This window comes from Pseudomonas sp. BF-RE-21 (genome assembly GCF_019947305.1).
Lineage (GTDB): Bacteria > Pseudomonadota > Gammaproteobacteria > Pseudomonadales > Pseudomonadaceae > Aquipseudomonas > Aquipseudomonas migulae.
In genome coordinates this window covers 1-17,272 of the sequence record NZ_JAGYGF010000083.1, presented here as the reverse complement: position 1 = coordinate 17,272, position 17,272 = coordinate 1, and the positions used below count along the sequence as shown (strand labels likewise).

The 17,272-nt window shown below is 60.6% G+C and carries 15 protein-coding genes; 9 read left to right on the top strand and 6 right to left on the bottom strand.

Annotation, left to right across the window (positions count from 1 at the left end; genetic code table 11):
* Positions 1 to 75: 75 nt before the first annotated feature.
* Positions 76 to 1,644, bottom strand: a complete 1,569-nt coding sequence (locus KGB25_RS29150; protein ID WP_223437822.1) for a phospholipase D family protein — start codon at positions 1,642 to 1,644, stop codon at positions 76 to 78.
* Positions 1,645 to 1,704: 60 nt separating this feature from the next.
* Positions 1,705 to 3,138, bottom strand: coding sequence for a PLP-dependent aminotransferase family protein (locus KGB25_RS29145; protein ID WP_192228205.1), 1,434 nt, complete (start codon positions 3,136 to 3,138; stop codon positions 1,705 to 1,707).
* 179 nt (positions 3,139 to 3,317) lie between these two features.
* Here KGB25_RS29145 and KGB25_RS29140 point away from each other — a divergent pair, with 179 nt between their 5' ends.
* Positions 3,318 to 3,563 carry a DUF1127 domain-containing protein gene (locus KGB25_RS29140; protein ID WP_223437820.1) on the top strand — a complete coding sequence of 82 codons (246 nt, stop codon included), beginning with the start codon at positions 3,318 to 3,320 and terminating at the stop codon, positions 3,561 to 3,563.
* 119 nt (positions 3,564 to 3,682) lie between these two features.
* On the opposite strand, the gene KGB25_RS29135 is transcribed toward KGB25_RS29140, so the two are convergent.
* Positions 3,683 to 4,975: an NAD(P)/FAD-dependent oxidoreductase gene (locus KGB25_RS29135; RefSeq protein ID WP_223437817.1), complete on the bottom strand. Its 1,293-nt coding sequence runs from the start codon at positions 4,973 to 4,975 to the stop codon at positions 3,683 to 3,685.
* Positions 4,976 to 5,122: 147 nt separating this feature from the next.
* On the opposite strand from KGB25_RS29135, the gene KGB25_RS29130 reads away from it, so the two are divergent.
* Entirely contained in the window at positions 5,123 to 5,476 is a 354-nt protein-coding gene (locus tag KGB25_RS29130; RefSeq protein WP_007947437.1) for a YkgJ family cysteine cluster protein, read from the top strand.
* 112 nt (positions 5,477 to 5,588) lie between these two features.
* On the opposite strand, the gene KGB25_RS29125 is transcribed toward KGB25_RS29130, so the two are convergent.
* Entirely contained in the window at positions 5,589 to 6,077 is a 489-nt protein-coding gene (locus KGB25_RS29125) for an Lrp/AsnC ligand binding domain-containing protein (RefSeq protein ID WP_003177284.1), read from the bottom strand.
* A 156-nt stretch (positions 6,078 to 6,233) separates the two neighbouring features.
* On the opposite strand from KGB25_RS29125, the gene dadA reads away from it, so the two are divergent.
* From dadA to KGB25_RS29095, 6 genes are all read left to right on the top strand, one after another.
* Positions 6,234 to 7,538, top strand: a complete 1,305-nt coding sequence (dadA, locus tag KGB25_RS29120) for a D-amino acid dehydrogenase (RefSeq protein WP_008030556.1) — start codon at positions 6,234 to 6,236, stop codon at positions 7,536 to 7,538.
* Positions 7,510 to 7,863 carry a RidA family protein gene (locus tag KGB25_RS29115; protein WP_207284948.1) on the top strand — a complete coding sequence of 118 codons (354 nt, stop codon included), beginning with the start codon at positions 7,510 to 7,512 and terminating at the stop codon, positions 7,861 to 7,863. The genes dadA and KGB25_RS29115 overlap by 29 nt, the downstream gene beginning before the upstream one ends.
* A 97-nt stretch (positions 7,864 to 7,960) precedes the next feature.
* Complete coding sequence (gene alr / locus KGB25_RS29110) at positions 7,961 to 9,034, top strand: alanine racemase (RefSeq protein ID WP_223437815.1); 1,074 nt, start codon at positions 7,961 to 7,963, stop codon at positions 9,032 to 9,034.
* A 124-nt stretch (positions 9,035 to 9,158) separates the two neighbouring features.
* Entirely contained in the window at positions 9,159 to 9,707 is a 549-nt protein-coding gene (locus tag KGB25_RS29105; protein WP_007947433.1) for a cupin domain-containing protein, read from the top strand.
* Between the two features lie 182 nt (positions 9,708 to 9,889).
* Positions 9,890 to 10,303, top strand: coding sequence for a c-type cytochrome (locus KGB25_RS29100; protein WP_032828815.1), 414 nt, complete (start codon positions 9,890 to 9,892; stop codon positions 10,301 to 10,303).
* Between the two features lie 239 nt (positions 10,304 to 10,542).
* Positions 10,543 to 12,465 carry an acetyl-CoA hydrolase/transferase C-terminal domain-containing protein gene (locus KGB25_RS29095; protein ID WP_223437813.1) on the top strand — a complete coding sequence of 641 codons (1,923 nt, stop codon included), beginning with the start codon at positions 10,543 to 10,545 and terminating at the stop codon, positions 12,463 to 12,465.
* Positions 12,466 to 12,593: 128 nt separating this feature from the next.
* Here KGB25_RS29095 and KGB25_RS29090 read toward each other — a convergent pair whose 3' ends face one another.
* Both KGB25_RS29090 and rep read right to left on the bottom strand, forming a co-directional pair.
* Entirely contained in the window at positions 12,594 to 13,166 is a 573-nt protein-coding gene (locus tag KGB25_RS29090; RefSeq protein WP_223437811.1) for a xanthine phosphoribosyltransferase, read from the bottom strand.
* Positions 13,167 to 13,235: 69 nt separating this feature from the next.
* Positions 13,236 to 15,245 carry a DNA helicase Rep gene (gene rep / locus KGB25_RS29085; protein ID WP_008030544.1) on the bottom strand — a complete coding sequence of 670 codons (2,010 nt, stop codon included), beginning with the start codon at positions 15,243 to 15,245 and terminating at the stop codon, positions 13,236 to 13,238.
* Between the two features lie 263 nt (positions 15,246 to 15,508).
* Here rep and KGB25_RS29080 point away from each other — a divergent pair, with 263 nt between their 5' ends.
* Entirely contained in the window at positions 15,509 to 17,182 is a 1,674-nt protein-coding gene (locus tag KGB25_RS29080) for a putative bifunctional diguanylate cyclase/phosphodiesterase (protein ID WP_008037990.1), read from the top strand.
* Positions 17,183 to 17,272 lie beyond the last annotated feature (90 nt).

Here is a 17,272-nt window from a genome sequence, read left to right as displayed (position 1 = left end):
GTGTGTCAGTCAAACCTGTGTGGCTGACACACCATCGCGAGCAGGCTCGCTCCTACAGGGGGTGTTTATTGTGGGTTAGAGCATCTTCTCCAGGCCCACGGCGGTGCTCATCCATGCATTGAAATGGCGCCACCAGCTTCCCGGTTCATCGGTCAGTGTGTGCATTTTGCCGTCGTCTTCGGTCACCCAGACGATCCGATTGTTTTCCAGCTTCACCTCATAGCTCAGAGGCGGCGCCATACCTTCCAGCGCCGCCTTGCGCACATAGACAGCGAGTTCGGGGCTGTCTACCAGCACCCCGACCTCGGTGTTCCACAGCAGCGAGCGCGGGTCGAAGTTGAACGAGCCGATGAAGGATTTCTGCTGGTCGAAGATCATCGCTTTGCTGTGCAGGCTCGAATCGGAACCCCGGTATGGCTTGCTGTAGAAAATATGCGGCCCGCTGCCGCCGCCTTCGCCGGGCTGGCGACGCAATTCGTACAACTTCACGCCATGTTCCAGCAATGCCCGGCGATAGGGCGCGTAGCCGCCGTGCACCGCCGGTACATCGGTGGCTTCCAGCGAGTTGGTCAGCAGGCTGACAGAGACCCCGGCATCGGCGCGGCCGGTCAGGTAAACCAGCCCTGGCTGACCCGGTACGAAGTAAGCCGAGATCATGATCAGCTCTTTGCTGACCCCGTTAAGCTCTGGCGCCAGTTGCGTGGTCAGCAGCAATTGAGGATCGGGCTCGCCGTCTGACAAAACCTTGCTCGGTGCGTCCCACAACGCCTGGTTCCAGGCCCAGATCAGCTCCCGGCGCCAGATGTCCATGCGCGGGTTTGTGGTGTAAGTCATCAGCCGCTGATACAACGCGTGATTCTGTTTGCGCGTCTCTTCCAGCGATTCTTCCAGGCGTGTGCGGGTGTTTTGCAGGTCCTTTTGCGTCGGTCGGCTCGACAGGAATTCATCGATCGGCTTGCTCAGCGCACTGTTCCAATACTGGTCGAAGCTGTGGCCAAGCTGCTCGGCGACCGGGCCGACGCCGAGCATGTCGATGTCGGTGAAATTCAGGTTGGGCTCGGCATCGAAATACTCGTCCCCCAGGTTGCGACCGCCGACGATGGCGGCGCTGTTGTCCGCCAGCCACAGCTTGTTGTGCATGCGTCGGTGTTGCAGCGACAGGTTGAACAGCCGGCCCATGGTCCGCGTCACGCCGGTGCTGCGGCCCAGGTGCAGCGGGTTGAACAGGCGGATCTGGATCTGCGGGTGCGCCGCCAGCGTGGCGATGATCCAGTCGAGGCCATCGCTGGTGGTGTCGTCGAGCAGGATTCTCACGCGTACGCCACGGTCAGCAGCCTTGAGCAGTTCGTCCACCAGCATCCGTGTGCTGATGCCGTCATGGACGATGTAGTACTGCAAGTCGAGGCTGCTTTGGGCGTTGCGGATCAGCTCGGCACGGGCCATGAACGCTTCGCCGCTATTGGACAGCAGCCGAAAGCCCGACTTGCCCTCGTGGGGCGCGGCCTGGGCCTGGATTGATCGACCGAATGCCGAGTCGCTGGCGGGCAGCGCCTGGCTCGGTTCGCGTTGAACATCGAGACTGGCGCAACCGCCCAGGAGCGAGGCGAGTAGCAGCAGAGCGAGTAGGGGCTGTCTGACTCTCACGTGGGATCGGTCCGATTGGCGGCAGGTGTCGACATATGGACGCTGGATCTCGGCTAAAGGTCAGTCGGTGAAGTTCTCATTTTCCGCCAGCAGTTTGATTGCCGCCGCGCCGACCTTGCGCACCGCGTCTTCAATCTGTGGTGTTGGCTTGGCAGCGTAGTTCATCCGCAGGCAATTGCGGTATTTGCCCGAGGGCGAAAAAATGCTGCCGACGGCAATCTGTACGCCTTGGTCATGCAGGGCGCGGTTCAGTTTCAGGGTGTCGAAGCCATCAGGCAGTTCGACCCAGAGCATGAAACTGCCTTGCGGCCGACTGGCGCGGGTACCGGCGGGAAAATAGCGGCTGACCCAATCGATCATGATGTCGCGATTGCGCTGGTATTGTGTGCGCACCCGCCGCAAATGAGGCTCGAAGTGACCGGCCTTGAGGAATTCGGCGATGGCAATCTGCGGTTGCGGCGCTGTGCTGCCGGTGCTGATGTATTTCATGTGCAGCACCCGCTCCAGATAGCGGCCCGGTGCAACCCAGCCGATGCGCAGGCCGGGTGCCAGCGTTTTGGAGAAAGAACTGCAGAGCAGGACGCGGCCGTCTTCGTCGAAGGATTTGATCGTGCGCGGTCGCGGGTAGTTGTAGGCCAGTTCGCCATACACATCGTCCTCGATGATCGCCACGTCGAACCGCTGTGCGAGTGTCAACAACGCGCGTTTGCGCGATTCCGGCATGATGTAGCCCAACGGGTTGTTGCAGTTGGGGGTCAACTGTATGGCCTTGATCGGCCATTGCTCCAGAGCCAGTTCCAGTGCATCGAGGCTGATCCCGGTCAGCGGGTCGGTGGGGATTTCCAGGGCTTTCATGTTCAAGCCCTTGAGCGTCTGCATGGCGCCATGAAAGCTCGGCGAATCCACCGCGACGATGTCGCCCGGCTCACAGATGGAGCGAATGCTGGTGGACAGCGCTTCGTGGCAGCCGGTGGTGATCACCAGGTCGTTGGCCGTCAGTTGGCAGCCGGAGTCGAGCATCAGGCGGGCGATTTGCTCACGCAGTTCGAGAGTGCCGTGGATGTTGTCGTAATACAGGCCGGGCATGTCCTGCCGTCGACTGATGCGCGCGAGGTTGCGCAGCAACGGTTTCATGGTTGGCGTGGTGATGTCCGGCATACCGCGACCCAGTTGCACCACGTCTTTGCGTGGCACCGCGCGGATCAGTTCCAGCACTTGGTCCCACTGCGAGATATCCACAGGGCGTTGCGCCGGACGGCCAATCGCCGGCAGTTCCGGCAGGTCGCGGCTGGCCGGGACGAAATAGCCGGACTTGGGTTTCGGCATCGCCAGGCCGCTGTCTTCCAGCACCCGATAGGCCTGTTGCACCGTGCTCAGGCTGACCCCGTGTTCGACGCTCAATGCCCGCACCGACGGCAGCCGGTCGCCGGGGCGATAGAAGCCCTGTTCGATCCGCGTGCCGAGCAATTCGGCGAGGTTGACGTAAAGGGTCATGGCGCAGTCTCGGTGTGAGTGATTCGGTTAACCAGTACAGATCGGGCAAAAAATTGTAATTCAGAGGTTAAAACGCCGAATCTGTATGGAATTAATACAGGCTGGTTGAATCTGTAATGCTTTTCGCCGTCCGCGCATCATGAAAGCTCTGGCTACCCAAGTAAACAGGAGCAATCAAAATGAACGGCTTGAGCGATGTGCGGCTGACGTTACGCAGTCAGGAACTGGCGGCAGGGCAAATCAACGGTACGCGCGAGGCGTTGATGCGCAACGCACCGTCGGGCCTGAGTCGCTGGGGTCTGTTCTGGCATCGTCTGCACACGCGCAAGGCGTTGCTGGAGCTGACGCCGGAGCAATTGAGGGATGTCGGGTTGAACCGGGAACAGGCGCGGGATGAGGGGCTTAAGCCATTTTGGCGGGTTTGAAATGTGTGGCGTTCTCCCGGACGCCTTCGCGGGCAAGCCTCGCTCCTACAGTTGGACGCGTATCCCTTGTAGGAGCGAGGCTTGCCCGCGAAGGCGTCATCACTGACGCCACAAATCCCTCAGACCAACTCTTTAAGCCGATGCCACAACATCCCCAGCGCCAACAACGGCGAGCGCAAATGCTTCCCGCCGGGGAAGGTAATGTGCGGCACCTTGGCAAACAGATCGAACCCGCCACCTTGCTGCCCGCTGATCGCCTCGGCCAACAACTTGCCCGCCAGATGCGTGGCATTCACGCCGTGACCTGAATAAGCCTGGGCGTAATACACATTCGGCTGGTCCTTGAGCCGGCCAATCTGCGGCAATCGGTTTGCGCCGATGCCGATCATCCCGCCCCACTGATAATCAATCCTCGCACCAGCCAGTTGCGGGAACACCTCAAGCATCTTCGGCCGCATATACGCGGCGATGTCCTTCGGGTCGCGACCTGAATAATGGCAGGCGCCACCGAACAGCAAGCGACGATCCGCCGAGAGCCGGTAGTAATCCAGCGCCACCCGCTGATCACATACCGCCATGTTCTGCGGCAGCAGTTCATGCGCCTGTTCTTCGCTCAAGGGTTCGGTGGCGATGATGTAGCTGCCGGCGGGCAACACCTTGCCGCTGAGTTCGGGGTTGAGTTGGTTGAGGTAGGCATTGCAGCCCAGCACCAGGGTTTTTGCGCGAACCGAACCTTGAGCCGTATGGACCTTCACCTCCGGGCCGTAATCAATGCGGGTCACTGCCGATTGCTCAAACAGTCTGGCGCCCAGTTGCTGCGCAGCGGCGGCTTCGCCCAATGCCAGATTCAGTGGGTGCAAATGGCCCGAACCCATGTCGATCAGGCCGCCGACGTAGCGATTGGAACCCACCACGCTGTGCATTTCATGGGCTTGCAGCAATCGGGTTTCGTAGCGGTAACCAAGGCTGCGCAGTTCCTCGGCGTCTTCGGCGAAACCTTCCAGGTCGCGGGGTTTGTTGGCGAGATCGCAGTAACCCCAGGTCAGGTCGCAAGGGATCTGAAAACGCTCGATGCGCTGTCGGACGATTTCCACGGCTTCCAGCCCCATGAGTTTCATCTGACGCACGCCGTCCGTGCCGATCACGTTGGCGAACTGATCGAGCCCATGACCGACGCCACGAATCAGTTGCCCACCATTACGGCCGCTGGCGCCCCAGCCAATCTTGTGCGCTTCGAGCAGCACCACGCTGAGGCCGCGTTCCGCCAGCTCAAGCGCGGTGTTCAACCCGGAAAACCCGCCGCCGACCACGCACACATCGGCTACCAGCTCACCTTTCAACACCGGATGATCGGGCTGCGGCAGGCTGCTGGCGGCATAATAAGAGGCGGTGTGCTGAGCACGGGCATTCATGCGCATCATCCTGATTTTTGTGTTTAGTAAATTTGACGGAGCATAAGCCGGACCTTCCGGCGCGGGCAACACTGGTCGGTTGTGGCTGTCTGGATCGGCGCGTTTGCGTCAGAATCGCGCTCCAGTCCGCTTTGGGTCACCGTTTCGATGAGCTGCAACAGTCAGAAAATCCGCACGTTACGACAGCAGATCCCCTCGTTCGAGTGCGTGCCCGGCTGCCATGACTGCTGCGGGCCGGTGACCACCTCGCCGGAAGAAATGTCGCGCCTGCCGCGCAAGACCCGCGCCGAGCAGGATGCGGCGATGGATGAGCTCAACTGCGTGCACTTGGGGCCCAACGGCTGCACGGTGTATGACGAGCGACCGCTGATTTGCCGGTTGTTCGGCACCACCAAGACCTTGCCGTGCCCGAATGGGCGGGGGCCGGTGGAGCTGATTCATCCGCGGGTGGAGAAGCAGATTCATGAGTACATGGCTTCTACCCGGCAGGTGCTCGTCTAAGTCGAGACCGAGTCGCCTGTAATCGCCAGCAGGCTAGCTCCCACATTGGAATGCATTTCAACTGTGGGAGCTAGCCTGCTAGCGATGGGGTCTGAACAGGCACCACAAAGTCTCAATCCGGAATCGGCAGACTCAGACTCTCCTTCACCTCTTCCATCACGATATAACTCTTCGATTCCCGCACATGCGGCAGCTTGAGCAGGATGTCGCCCAGCAGCTTTCGATAAGACGCCATCTCCGAGATCCGCGCCTTCACCAGGTAGTCGAAATCCCCTGACACCAAATGGCATTCCAGCACGTGGGGCAGTTTCAGCACCGCGCGTCGGAACTCTTCGAAAGTATCGCCGGATTTGTAGTCGAGGCTGATCTCGACGAACACCAGCAGACTACCTTTGAGGTGCTGCGGGTTCAGCCGGGCGTTGTAGCCCATGATGATCCCTTCGCGCTCCAGGCGCCGGACCCGCTCGGTGCAGGGCGTGGTCGAGAGCCCGACCTTTTCCCCAAGCTCCGTGAAGGAGATACGCCCGTCCGCTTGCAGGATCCGCAGGATGTTGCGGTCGATCTTGTCCAGCTCACGTTTGGTCTGAGTGTTGGTACGCATAGGGGATGCGCCTCCGTGAAAAGCGTTTTTGCCGAGAATTGTCGCCAAATATAGGTGCTTATATAGTGAAATGCACTGGCTAATCTTTTTTAAACTGCCCACATCTACGGTCTGTTCTACAAACGTCAGCGGCACGCCGCGATGAGGGATATGAAAATGCGCGTTATGGTCTTGGGTAGCGGCGTCATCGGTACCACCAGTGCTTATTATCTGGCGCGTGCCGGGTTCGAAGTGGTGGTGGTGGACCGTCAGCCGGCTGCGGCCATGGAGACCAGTTTCGCCAACGCCGGGCAGGTTTCGCCGGGTTATGCCTCGCCATGGGCCGCGCCGGGTGTGCCGCTCAAGGCCATCAAGTGGCTGTTGCAGCGCCACGCACCGCTGGCGATCAAGGCCACTGCCGACATCGACCAATACCTGTGGATGGCGCAGATGCTGCGCAACTGTACCGCCAGCCGTTATGCGGTGAACAAGGAGCGCATGGTCCGTCTGTCCGAGTACAGCCGTGACTGCCTCGACGAACTGCGCGCCGAAACCGGCATTGCCTACGAAGGCCGCAGCCTCGGTACTACTCAATTGTTCCGCACCCAGGCTCAACTCGACGGCGCCGCGAAAGACATCGCCGTACTGAAAGAGTCCGGCGTGCCGTTCGAACTGCTCGACCGTGCCGGCATTGCTCGCGTTGAACCGGCGCTGGCCAGCGTGACCGATATCCTCGCCGGTGCCCTGCGCCTGCCGAACGACCAGACCGGCGATTGCCAGATGTTCACCAGCCGCCTGGCCGAAATGGCTGTGAAACTGGGTGTGGAATTTCGCTTCGGCCAAGACATTCAGAAGCTCGACTACGCCGGTGATCGCATCAACGGTGTGTGGATCGACGGCAAGCTGGAAACCGCTGACCGCTACGTATTGGCACTCGGCAGCTACTCGCCGCAGTTGCTCAAGCCGCTGGGCATCAAGGCACCGGTTTACCCGCTCAAGGGTTACTCCCTGACCGTGCCGATCACCAACCCGGCGATGGCCCCGACGTCGACCATTCTCGACGAGACCTATAAGGTCGCGATCACCCGTTTCGACAACCGCATCCGCGTCGGCGGCATGGCTGAAATCGCCGGTTTTGACCTGTCGCTGAACCCGCGTCGGCGCGAAACCCTGGAGATGATCGTCAACGACCTTTATCCTCAGGGTGGCGATCTGGCCCAGGCAAGTTTCTGGACCGGTCTGCGTCCGACCACGCCGGATGGCACGCCGATTGTGGGTGCAACGCCGTTCAGCAACCTGTTCCTGAACACCGGTCACGGCACCCTCGGCTGGACCATGGCGTGCGGCTCCGGTCGCTTGCTGGCCGACCTGATGGCGAAGAAAACGCCGCAGATCAGTGCAGAAGGCCTCGATATTTCCCGTTATGGCAGCAAAGTCCAGGAGCCCGCAAAACATGGCAATCCAGCGCCAGCTCACCAATGAGCGCATGAGTCAGATCGTCGCTCACAACGGTACGGTGTATTTGGCAGGGCAGGTCGGCGACGACCTGAACGCCGGGATTGAACAGCAGACTCGCGAAACCCTCGCCAATATCGAGCGTTTGCTGGATATGGCGGGTACTGACAAGCACCATTTGCTGTCGGTGACGATTTACCTGAAAGACATCGACGCGCACTTCGAAGGCATGAACGCGGTGTGGGACAAGTGGCTGCCAAAAGGCGTCGCACCGGCCCGTGCAACGGTTGAGTCGAAGCTGTGCGAACCGGAAATCCTGATCGAGCTGTCGGTTGTAGCCGCTCTGCCGTAAGCCTGTCAGAAAGATCCCTCTCCCGGTGCTGTTGGCGGTTCACGCTGTCAGCCAGCGCCGGTTTTTATTCCCATGACCGCCTAGAAGCCCTGCCGCCATGCGTCCAGCCCGTGCCCTGATCGACCTTCAAGCCCTGCGTCACAACTACCGGATCGCCCGTGAACTCACTGGGGCCAAGGCCCTCGCGGTGATCAAGGCGGATGCCTACGGCCATGGCGCGGTGCGTTGCGCCCAGGCGCTGGAAGCCGAGGCGGACGGGTTTGCTGTGGCGTGCATCGAAGAAGCACTGGAACTGCGCGCTGCCGGCATTCGCGCGCCGGTGTTGTTGCTGGAAGGTTTTTTCGAAGCCGACGAGCTGGCGCTGATCGTCGAGCATGATTTCTGGTGCGTGGTGCATTCGCTGTGGCAGCTTGAAGCCATCGAAAAAGCCGCGCTGAGCAAACCGATCACTGTCTGGCTCAAGCTCGATTCGGGCATGCACCGGGTCGGTCTGCATCCAAAGGATTACCAATCGGCCTATCAACGGCTGCTGGCCAGCGGCAAGGTCGCGAAAGTGGTGCTGATGAGCCACTTCGCCCGCGCCGATGAACTGCACAGTCAAGCCAGTGCCGAGCAGGTGGCGGTGTTTGAAGCCGCCCGTCAGGGCTTGGCGGCCGAGGTCAGCCTGCGTAACTCGCCGGCAGTGCTCGGTTGGCCGCAGATCCCAAGTGACTGGGTGCGTCCGGGCATCATGCTCTACGGCGCCACGCCTTTCGAAGAAGCCAACGCCGTGGCCTCGCGCCTGCAACCGGTGATGACCCTGGAATCGAAAGTGATTTGCGTGCGTGAGCTGCCGGCCGGTGAGCCGATCGGTTACGGCGCCAAATTCATCACCCAGAAGCCGATGCGCGTTGGCGTGGTGGCGATGGGTTATGCCGATGGCTATCCGCGTCACGCACCGACCGGTACGCCGGTGATGGTCGCCGGGCAGCTCAGCCAGTTGATCGGCCGGGTGTCGATGGACATGCTGTGCATCGATCTGACCGATGTACCGCAAGCCGGCCTCGGTTCGACCGTCGAGTTGTGGGGCAAAAACGTGCTCGCCAGCACCGTGGCGGAAGCCGCAGACACGATTCCCTATCAGATCTTCTGCAACCTGCGCCGGGTTCCGCTGCTCTATTCCGGGGCTTGACCCGAACCGCACGGACCGGAAGTCGCTTCGCCGAACAGGATTCAGGCCAAAGTGTTGTAAATACTGAACGCTGTCGCCATGATAACGCTCATATTCCTACAACCTGAATCCTGGAGGCGCAAGCTTGGACGTCGGTGAACGACTGCAATCCATCCGTAAGCTCAAAGGTCTTTCGCAGCGTGAACTCGCCAAACGCGCGGGCGTCACCAACAGCACCATTTCGATGATCGAGAAGAACAGCGTCAGCCCCTCGATCAGTTCGCTGCGCAAGGTTCTGGGCGGGATTCCCATGTCGATGGTCGAGTTCTTTTCCGAAGAGATCCTGCAGGAAAAACCGACTCAGATCGTCTACAAGGCTAACGAGCTGATCGATATTTCCGATGGCGCAGTGACCATGAAACTGGTCGGCCGGGCTCACCCGAGCCGCGCCATTGCGTTCCTCAATGAAATCTACCCGCCAGGCGCCGACACCGGTGACGAGATGCTCACCCATGAGGGCGAGGAAACCGGGATTCTGGTGGAAGGGCGTCTGGAACTGGTGGTCGGGCTGGAAACTTTTGTGCTCGAAGCCGGTGATAGCTACTACTTTGAAAGTACCAAGCCGCACCGTTTCCGTAATCCGTTCGACGCGCCGGCGCGACTAATCAGCGCAGCCACGCCAGCGAATTTCTAAGAGAAGAGGCGTCCTGCCAGCACGGCAGCGGCACCCAAAGGGTTTTTCCGCGGCGCAACAAGACCCCTTCGACTTTGGGGTTGTTTCAGTGCGGCGGGCTTACCGCTATACTTGCGCCCGCCTGCGAACCGTGGCCGTAGGCGTGACTAGCCACCATTGAGGGTGAACGCGTGAACCTAATTATGAAAATGCTGGCTGCACCAGCAACCGTATTGGCCCTTTGGGCTGTCAGCGCTCAAGCTGCGACGAATGACGATATTGCAAAACGCCTTGATCCAGTTGGCCAAGTTTGTGTTCAGGGTCAAGAGTGCAAGGGGATGGAAGTCGCTGCTGCTTCTGGCGGCGGTGGCGGTGCCAAGGCACCTAAAGACGTTATTGCAAAACATTGCAACGCTTGCCACGGCACCGGCCTGTTGGGCGCGCCGAAAATCGGCGACAAGGCTGCCTGGAAAGAACGCGCCGATCACCAGGGCGGTCTCGACGGCATCCTGGCCAAGGCCATTACCGGTATCAATGCGATGCCGCCTAAAGGCACCTGCGCCGACTGCTCCGACGACGAGCTGAAAGGCGCCATCAAAGAGATGTCCGGCCTGTAACACGCCCGCATCGTTAGCGAAAAAGCCGCCTCCGGGCGGCTTTTTTGTGCCTGTTCACCTGTAGGAGCCGGCTTGCCGGCGATGAACGATCACACGGTTTGTCTGGCTAACCGCGGCGCCTGGATCGCCGGCAAGCCGGCTCCTACAAGGTTTTGTGTTGGCATCCGGGGCTGTTCATTGCAGCAAAGACCCGGCAAGCTCGGTCCAACCCCAATTCATGGAATGTAAGGGAGGATCAGATGGTGCAGCTGTGTTCTATCGAGCAAGCGGTCGATGAGGTGCTGGCGCGGTTGCCGGCGCATATCCACATGGGCCTGCCCCTCGGCCTGGGCAAACCCAACCACTTCGTCAACGCGCTGTATCAACGCGTTGCGCAATTGCCCGAGCGCAAGCTGACGATCTACACCGCGCTGTGCCTGGGCCGTCCTGCATTGGGCGACGGCTTGCAGAAGCGCTTCCTCGAACCCTTCATCGAACGGGTATTCGGCGATTATCCGGAGCTGGATTTCCTCGCGGGCCTGCGCAAGGACAACCTGCCGCCCAACATCCATATTCAACAGTTTTTCATGCAGCCCGGCAGCCTGCTTCATAGCGAATCCGCCCAGCAGGACTACGTGAGCAGCAACTACAGCCACGCCGCGCGGGACATCAACGCGGCCGGTTTGAACCTGGTCGCGCAACTGGTGGCCAGCCACTCCGAACACCCGGATCGCCTGAGCCTGAGTTGCAACCCGGACATCACCCTCGACCTGTTTCCGATGATCGCCAAGCGCAGGGCGGCGGGGGAGACGGTCCTGCTCGTGGGCCAGGTGCACAACGACTTGCCGTACATGCCCGGTGACGCGGAAATCGGCATCGACACTTTCGACCTGCTGGTCGACGAGAAAGACAACACCACGTTGTTCTCGACGCCGAACATGCCGGTGGGTTTCCAGGACCATTTCATCGGCCTGCACGCCAGCGCGCTGGTCCGCGATGGCGGCACCTTGCAAATCGGCATCGGCGCCATGGGCGACGCGCTGACGGCGGCGTTGCTGGCGCGGCAGGCGGATAACGACGGATACAAGGCGTTGTTGGCCGACGTAAATCTCAGCCAGTGGGCGCAGTTGATAGACCGCGAAGGGGGGTTGGAACCGTTCGCCAAAGGCCTTTACGGTTGCAGCGAAATGTTCGTCAACGGCCTGCTGGTGCTGGTCGATGCCGGGATCGTGCGGCGCAAGGTCTACCCCGATGTGCCAACCCAACAACAGGCGAATGCCGGCACGTTGGATGAAGCGGCGCAAACCGACGGCATCTCGGTGCACGGCGGATTCTTCCTCGGGCCGCGCAGTTTCTACGAGCGTCTTCGAGAGCTGCCGCAAAGCAAGCGACTCGAATTCAACATGACCCGCATCAGCTACATCAACGAGCTGTACGGTCAGGAGGAACTCAAACGCTTGCAGCGCCTGGATGCGCGCTTCATCAACACCGTGTTCACCATGACGTTGCTTGGCGCCGGCGTGGCCGATCAGCTTGAAGACGGTCGTGTCCTCAGCGGCGTCGGCGGGCAATACAACTTCGTCGCCCAGGGTCATGCGCTGGAAGGCGCGCGTTCGATTCTGCTGCTGCGAAGCTGGCGCGAGTCGGGCGGGGAGGTCAGTTCCAACATCGTCTGGGAGTACGGCCATTGCACGATCCCGCGGCATCTGCGCGACATCGTGGCTACTGAATACGGTATCGCGGATTTGCGTGGCAAGACCGATGCAGCGGTGATCGAGGCGTTGCTGAACGTCAGCGATTCACGGTTCCAGCCCGGCTTGATCGAGCAGGCGCAGAGTGCCGGGAAACTGCCGAAGAGTTTTCGTCTCGATCCGCGTTTTGCCGACAACCGCCCAGAACGTTTACAGGCGATTCAGGCGCGGCATCCGCAGTTGTTTCCGGAGTATCCGCTGGGGAGTGATTTCACCGCGCATGAGCGGGATTTGTTGCGGGCGCTGAACTGGTTGAAGAGCAAGTTCAAGCTGACGGAGATTCTGGAGTTGGGCAAGGCGGCGCTGGATGCGCCGGAGCCGGCAGCGTTTCCCGAGCATCTGGAGCGTATGCAACTGACCAACCCGGAAGGGCTGAAAGAGGACCTGTTTCAGCGGCTGCTGCTCACCGGCCTCAAGGCCACCGCGCAATAACAGCCAACCCAAAACAACTGTGGGAGCCAGCCTGCTGGCGATGACGGTCTGTCAGGCATGAAGATTTTGACTGACACGACGCCATCGCCAGCAGGCTGGCTCCCACAGGGGAAATGCGGTGCTGCTGGTTATTCGATAAAGGTCACGACACCGCCAGCCAGCGACTTAACGCGAGCCAGCGATTCAACACGATAACCCTGCGCATCCAGTTCCGCACGTCCACCCTGGAACGACTTCTCGATCACGATACCCAGACCGGCCACGGTCGCGCCGGCCTGTTTGATGATCGAGATCAGCGCCTGGGACGCCTTACCGTTGGCCAAAAAGTCATCGATGATCAGCACGCGGTCGCTGCTGGTCAGGTGGCGCGGGGAGATCGCCACGGTGCTTTCGGTCTGCTTGGTGAACGAGTAAACGGTCGCCGACAGCAGGTTTTCGGTCAGGGTCAGGGACTGATGCTTGCGCGCGAAAATCACCGGTACGTCCAGGTTCAGGCCGGTCATGATCGCCGGCGCGATGCCCGAGGCTTCGATGGTGACGATCTTGGTGATGCCCGAGTCCTTGAACAGCGCAGCGAACTCGTCGCCGATCAGTTTCATCAGCGCCGGGTCGATCTGGTGGTTCAAAAAGGCGTCGACCTTCAGGACCTGATCGGAAAGCACGATGCCTTGTTCGCGAATTTTCTGGTGCAGTGCTTCCATGAAGCGTTCCTCTACTGGCGCCATGTGCGCCTAGTTTGTCAAAAGGTGTCGGTTAAAAAGTGCTCAATTCTAGCGCTTTAACATCGCCCGTATATCGGCCAATGCGGTATTGCCGCGAACGGCTTTGACTTCTACCGGCGTGTCGTCGGTGCCTTCCCAGGCCAGGTCGTCCGGCGGCAGTTCATCGAGGAAGCGGCTGGGCGCGCAGTCGATGATCTCGCCGTACTGCTTGCGCTTGGCCGCGAAGGTGAAGGCCAGGGTCTGGCGTGCGCGGGTAATGCCGACGTAGGCCAGGCGGCGTTCTTCTTCGATGGTGTCGGCTTCGATGCTGGAGCGGTGTGGGAGGATTTCCTCTTCCATGCCCATGATGAACACGTAAGGGAATTCCAGGCCCTTGGAGGCATGCAGGGTCATCATCTGCACGCCTTCGGCGCCGTCTTCCTCTTCCTGCTGACGTTCCAGCATGTCGCGCAGGACGAGTTTGCCGATGGCGTCCTCGACGGTCATTTCGCCTTCTTCGTCTTTCTCCAGGGTGTTTTTCAACGCCTCGATCAGGAACCAGACGTTACCCATGCGGTAGTCGGCGGCCTTGTCGCTGGAGCTGTTGGTGCGCAGCCAGTTCTCGTAGTCGATGTCCATGACCATGCTGCGCAGCGCCGAAATCGGGTCTTCGCCGGCGCACTGCTCGCGGACCTTGTCCATGAAACGCTTGAAGCGCGACAGGCGATCGGTGAAGCGCGCATCCAGATGCTCGCCCAGGCCGATTTCGTCGGTGGCGGCGTACATCGAGATTTTGCGTTCGGTGGCGTAGTTGCCGAGCTTCTCAAGCGTCGTCGAACCGATCTCCCGGCGTGGCACGTTGATCACCCGCAGGAAGGCGTTGTCGTCGTCCGGGTTCACGATCAGGCGGAAGTAGGCCATCAGGTCCTTCACTTCCTGGCGTCCGAAAAAGCTGTTGCCGCCGGACAACCGATACGGAATCTGGTGGTGTTGCAGCTTCAGCTCGATCAGCTTGGCCTGATAGTTACCGCGATACAGGATCGCGAAATCGCTGTACGGCCGGTCGGTGCGCAAGTGCAGGGTCAGCAGCTCGACCGCCACGCGCTCGGCTTCGGCGTCTTCGTTGCGGCAGCGGATCACGCGGATCTCGTCGCCGTGACCCATCTCGCTCCACAGCTGCTTTTCGAACTCGTGCGGGTTGTTCGAGATCAGCACGTTGGCGCAGCGCAGGATGCGGCTGGTGGAGCGATAGTTCTGCTCCAGCATGACCACTTTCAGGGACGGGTAGTCGTCCTTGAGCAGCATCAGGTTTTCCGGGCGGGCGCCGCGCCAGGCGTAGATCGACTGATCGTCATCGCCCACCACGGTGAACTGATTGCGCGTGCCGATCAGCAACTTCACCAGCAAATACTGGCTGGCGTTGGTGTCCTGGTATTCGTCCACCAGCAGGTAGCGGACTTTGTTCTGCCACTTTTCGAGGATGTCGGCGTGTTCCTGGAACAGTTTCACCGGCAGCAGGATCAGGTCGTCGAAGTCCACCGCGTTGAACGCCTTGAGCGTGCGCTGGTAGTGGGTGTAGACGATGGCGGCGGTCTGTTCCTTGGGGTTGCGCGAGTTTTCCAGGGCTTCGGCGGGCAGGATCAGGTCGTTTTTCCACGAGCCGATCATGTTCTTGATCTCGTCGACGCCGTCGTCGCCCGCGTATTCCTTCTGCATGATGTCGGTCATCAGGGCTTTGACGTCGGTCTCGTCGAAGATCGAGAAGCCCGGTTTGTAGCCCAGCCGCACGTGTTCCTTGCGGATGATGTTGAGGCCCAGGTTGTGGAAGGTGCACACCGTCAGGCCACGGCCTTCGCCGCCCTTGAGCAGGGTGCCGACCCGTTCCTTCATCTCGCGCGCGGCCTTGTTGGTAAAGGTCATGGCGACGATGTACTGGGCGCGGATGCCGCAGTTCTGGATCAAGTGCGCGATTTTGCGCGTGATCACACTGGTCTTGCCGGAGCCTGCACCGGCGAGCACCAAAAGAGGGCCGCCGACGTAGCTCACGGCTTCTTGCTGCCGGGGATTGAGTCGGGACATACGTAAATTCAGGAGTCAGTACGAAATGGGCCGGCATTTTAACAGGCTCAGCGAATTGTGCTGCTCTCTCCGACTTGTGACGCAACACGCTATCTATATTTGCCGGTTTTGTTACTTTCACGCAGGATGCGCAACGAATTTGCGACTAATGTTCGTAATTCCGGATACAAAGGCCTCGTTTGATAACTGATGTCGTTGGTCATTGGTTATCGGCACGGCATAATGCCCGCCGCCTACATCATTGCAGAGTCTAGGGAGCTAGCTTGTCTACGCCTGTCGAACCCTTGCGTTTGCTGCTATTGGCCGAAGAGCCAGCGTGGGCAGCGTTGTTGCGCGAGTGTCTGGCTCCGATGGGGAGCTCGGCCGTGCTCATCAGCGCTCCGAGCTGGGAGTCGGTCAGCGCTCTGTTTGATGACAACCGCAGCGCGGTGTTGTTGACGATCCCGGCCCTTCAGCCGGCGCCCGGCCGTTGCAGTTTGCCAACGGTGTTGTTGCTCGAACAAGAGCCGCTGTTGCCGCCCGATGGCGTGAGCGACTGGCTGGTGCGCGATCATCTCGACCCTGGCATGTTGCGCCGTTGCCTGCGCCATGTGCGCGAGCGCGGCGTGCTGGAAAACACTCTGCAACGCCTGGCCGAGCAAGACCCGCTGACTGGCATCGCCAACCGCCAGGGCTTCCAGACCTTGCTGGCCGCGCGGCTGGCGGAAAACGACGGCCGTGGCCTGGCCCTCGGGCACCTTGACCTCGACAACTTCCGCCATGCCAACGACGCCCTTGGCCACCAGGCCGGCGACCGCTTGATCCTGCAAGTGGTCGCGCGCCTGAAAAGCCAGCTCGAGGCCGGCGATCAACTGGCGCGGCTGGGCAGCGATGAGTTCGCCCTGCTGATCGACACCCGCCGCGCACCGCAACGCGCCGAATGGATGGCCGAACGCATCACCGAAGCGTTGGCCGAGCCCTATTGGGTCGACGGCGAAAGCCTGTTGATCGGTTCCAGCCTGGGCATCGCCCACGCTCGCGCCCAGGCCGGCGCCGATCCGTTGATGTGGCACGCGCACATCGCCATGCAGCAGGCCAAGAGCACTCAAGGCTGCACCTTTCACATCTTCAACGAACGCATCAACCGCAATGCCCGCAGCATGGCTGACCTCGAAAGCGAGCTGCGCCGGGCGTTGCGTCGCGATGAGCTGGAACTGCATTACCAGCCACGCCTGAACCTTGAAGACGGGCAGATCGTCGGCCTCGAAGCCCTGGTGCGCTGGCGCCATGCCGAGCGTGGGTTGTTGCCGCCGAGCGAGTTCGTGCCACTTGCCGAGCAAAGCGGCTTGATCGTGCCACTCGGTTACTGGGTGATTTCCCGCGCGTTGCGCGACATGCAGGCGTTGCGCGAGCTCGGTCTGCCGGCGCTGCACATGGCGATCAACCTGTCGTTCCGCCAGTTTCAGGACAGTCAGTTGCTGTCGACCCTGAGCCGGCTGATTGCCGAACGTGGCGTCGAAGCGCAGTGGCTGGAATTCGAACTGACCGAAACGGCGGTCATGCGCCGCAGCGATCTGGTGAAGCAGACCATGGATGCCCTCGGGCGCCTGGGCGTGCGCTTCTCGCTCGACGACTTTGGCACCGGGTTTTCGTCTTTCGTGCACCTCAACAGCCTGCCGATTGCCTTGTTGAAGGTCGACAAGAGCTTTGTCGGCGGGATGGAAGGGCGTGAAGAGAATCGCAAACTGGTGCACGCGATGATCAACCTCGCGCACAACCTCAATCTTGAAGTGGTCGCCGAGGGCGTGGAAACGCCGGAGCAGCTGGATCTGTTGCGCGGGTTTGGTTGCGATCAGGTGCAAGGGTATTTGATCAGCAAGCCGTTGCCGTTGACGGAGCTGATTGAGTATCTGAGTTTTGGCAGCAGTCAGCAGCCGATGCTAGAGATCGTGAGCTGACACGAATCCCTGTAGGAGCGAGGCTTGCCCGCGAAGGCGTCGAGTCAGTCGACATTGTTGTTCCTGACACGACGCCTTCGCGGGCAAGCC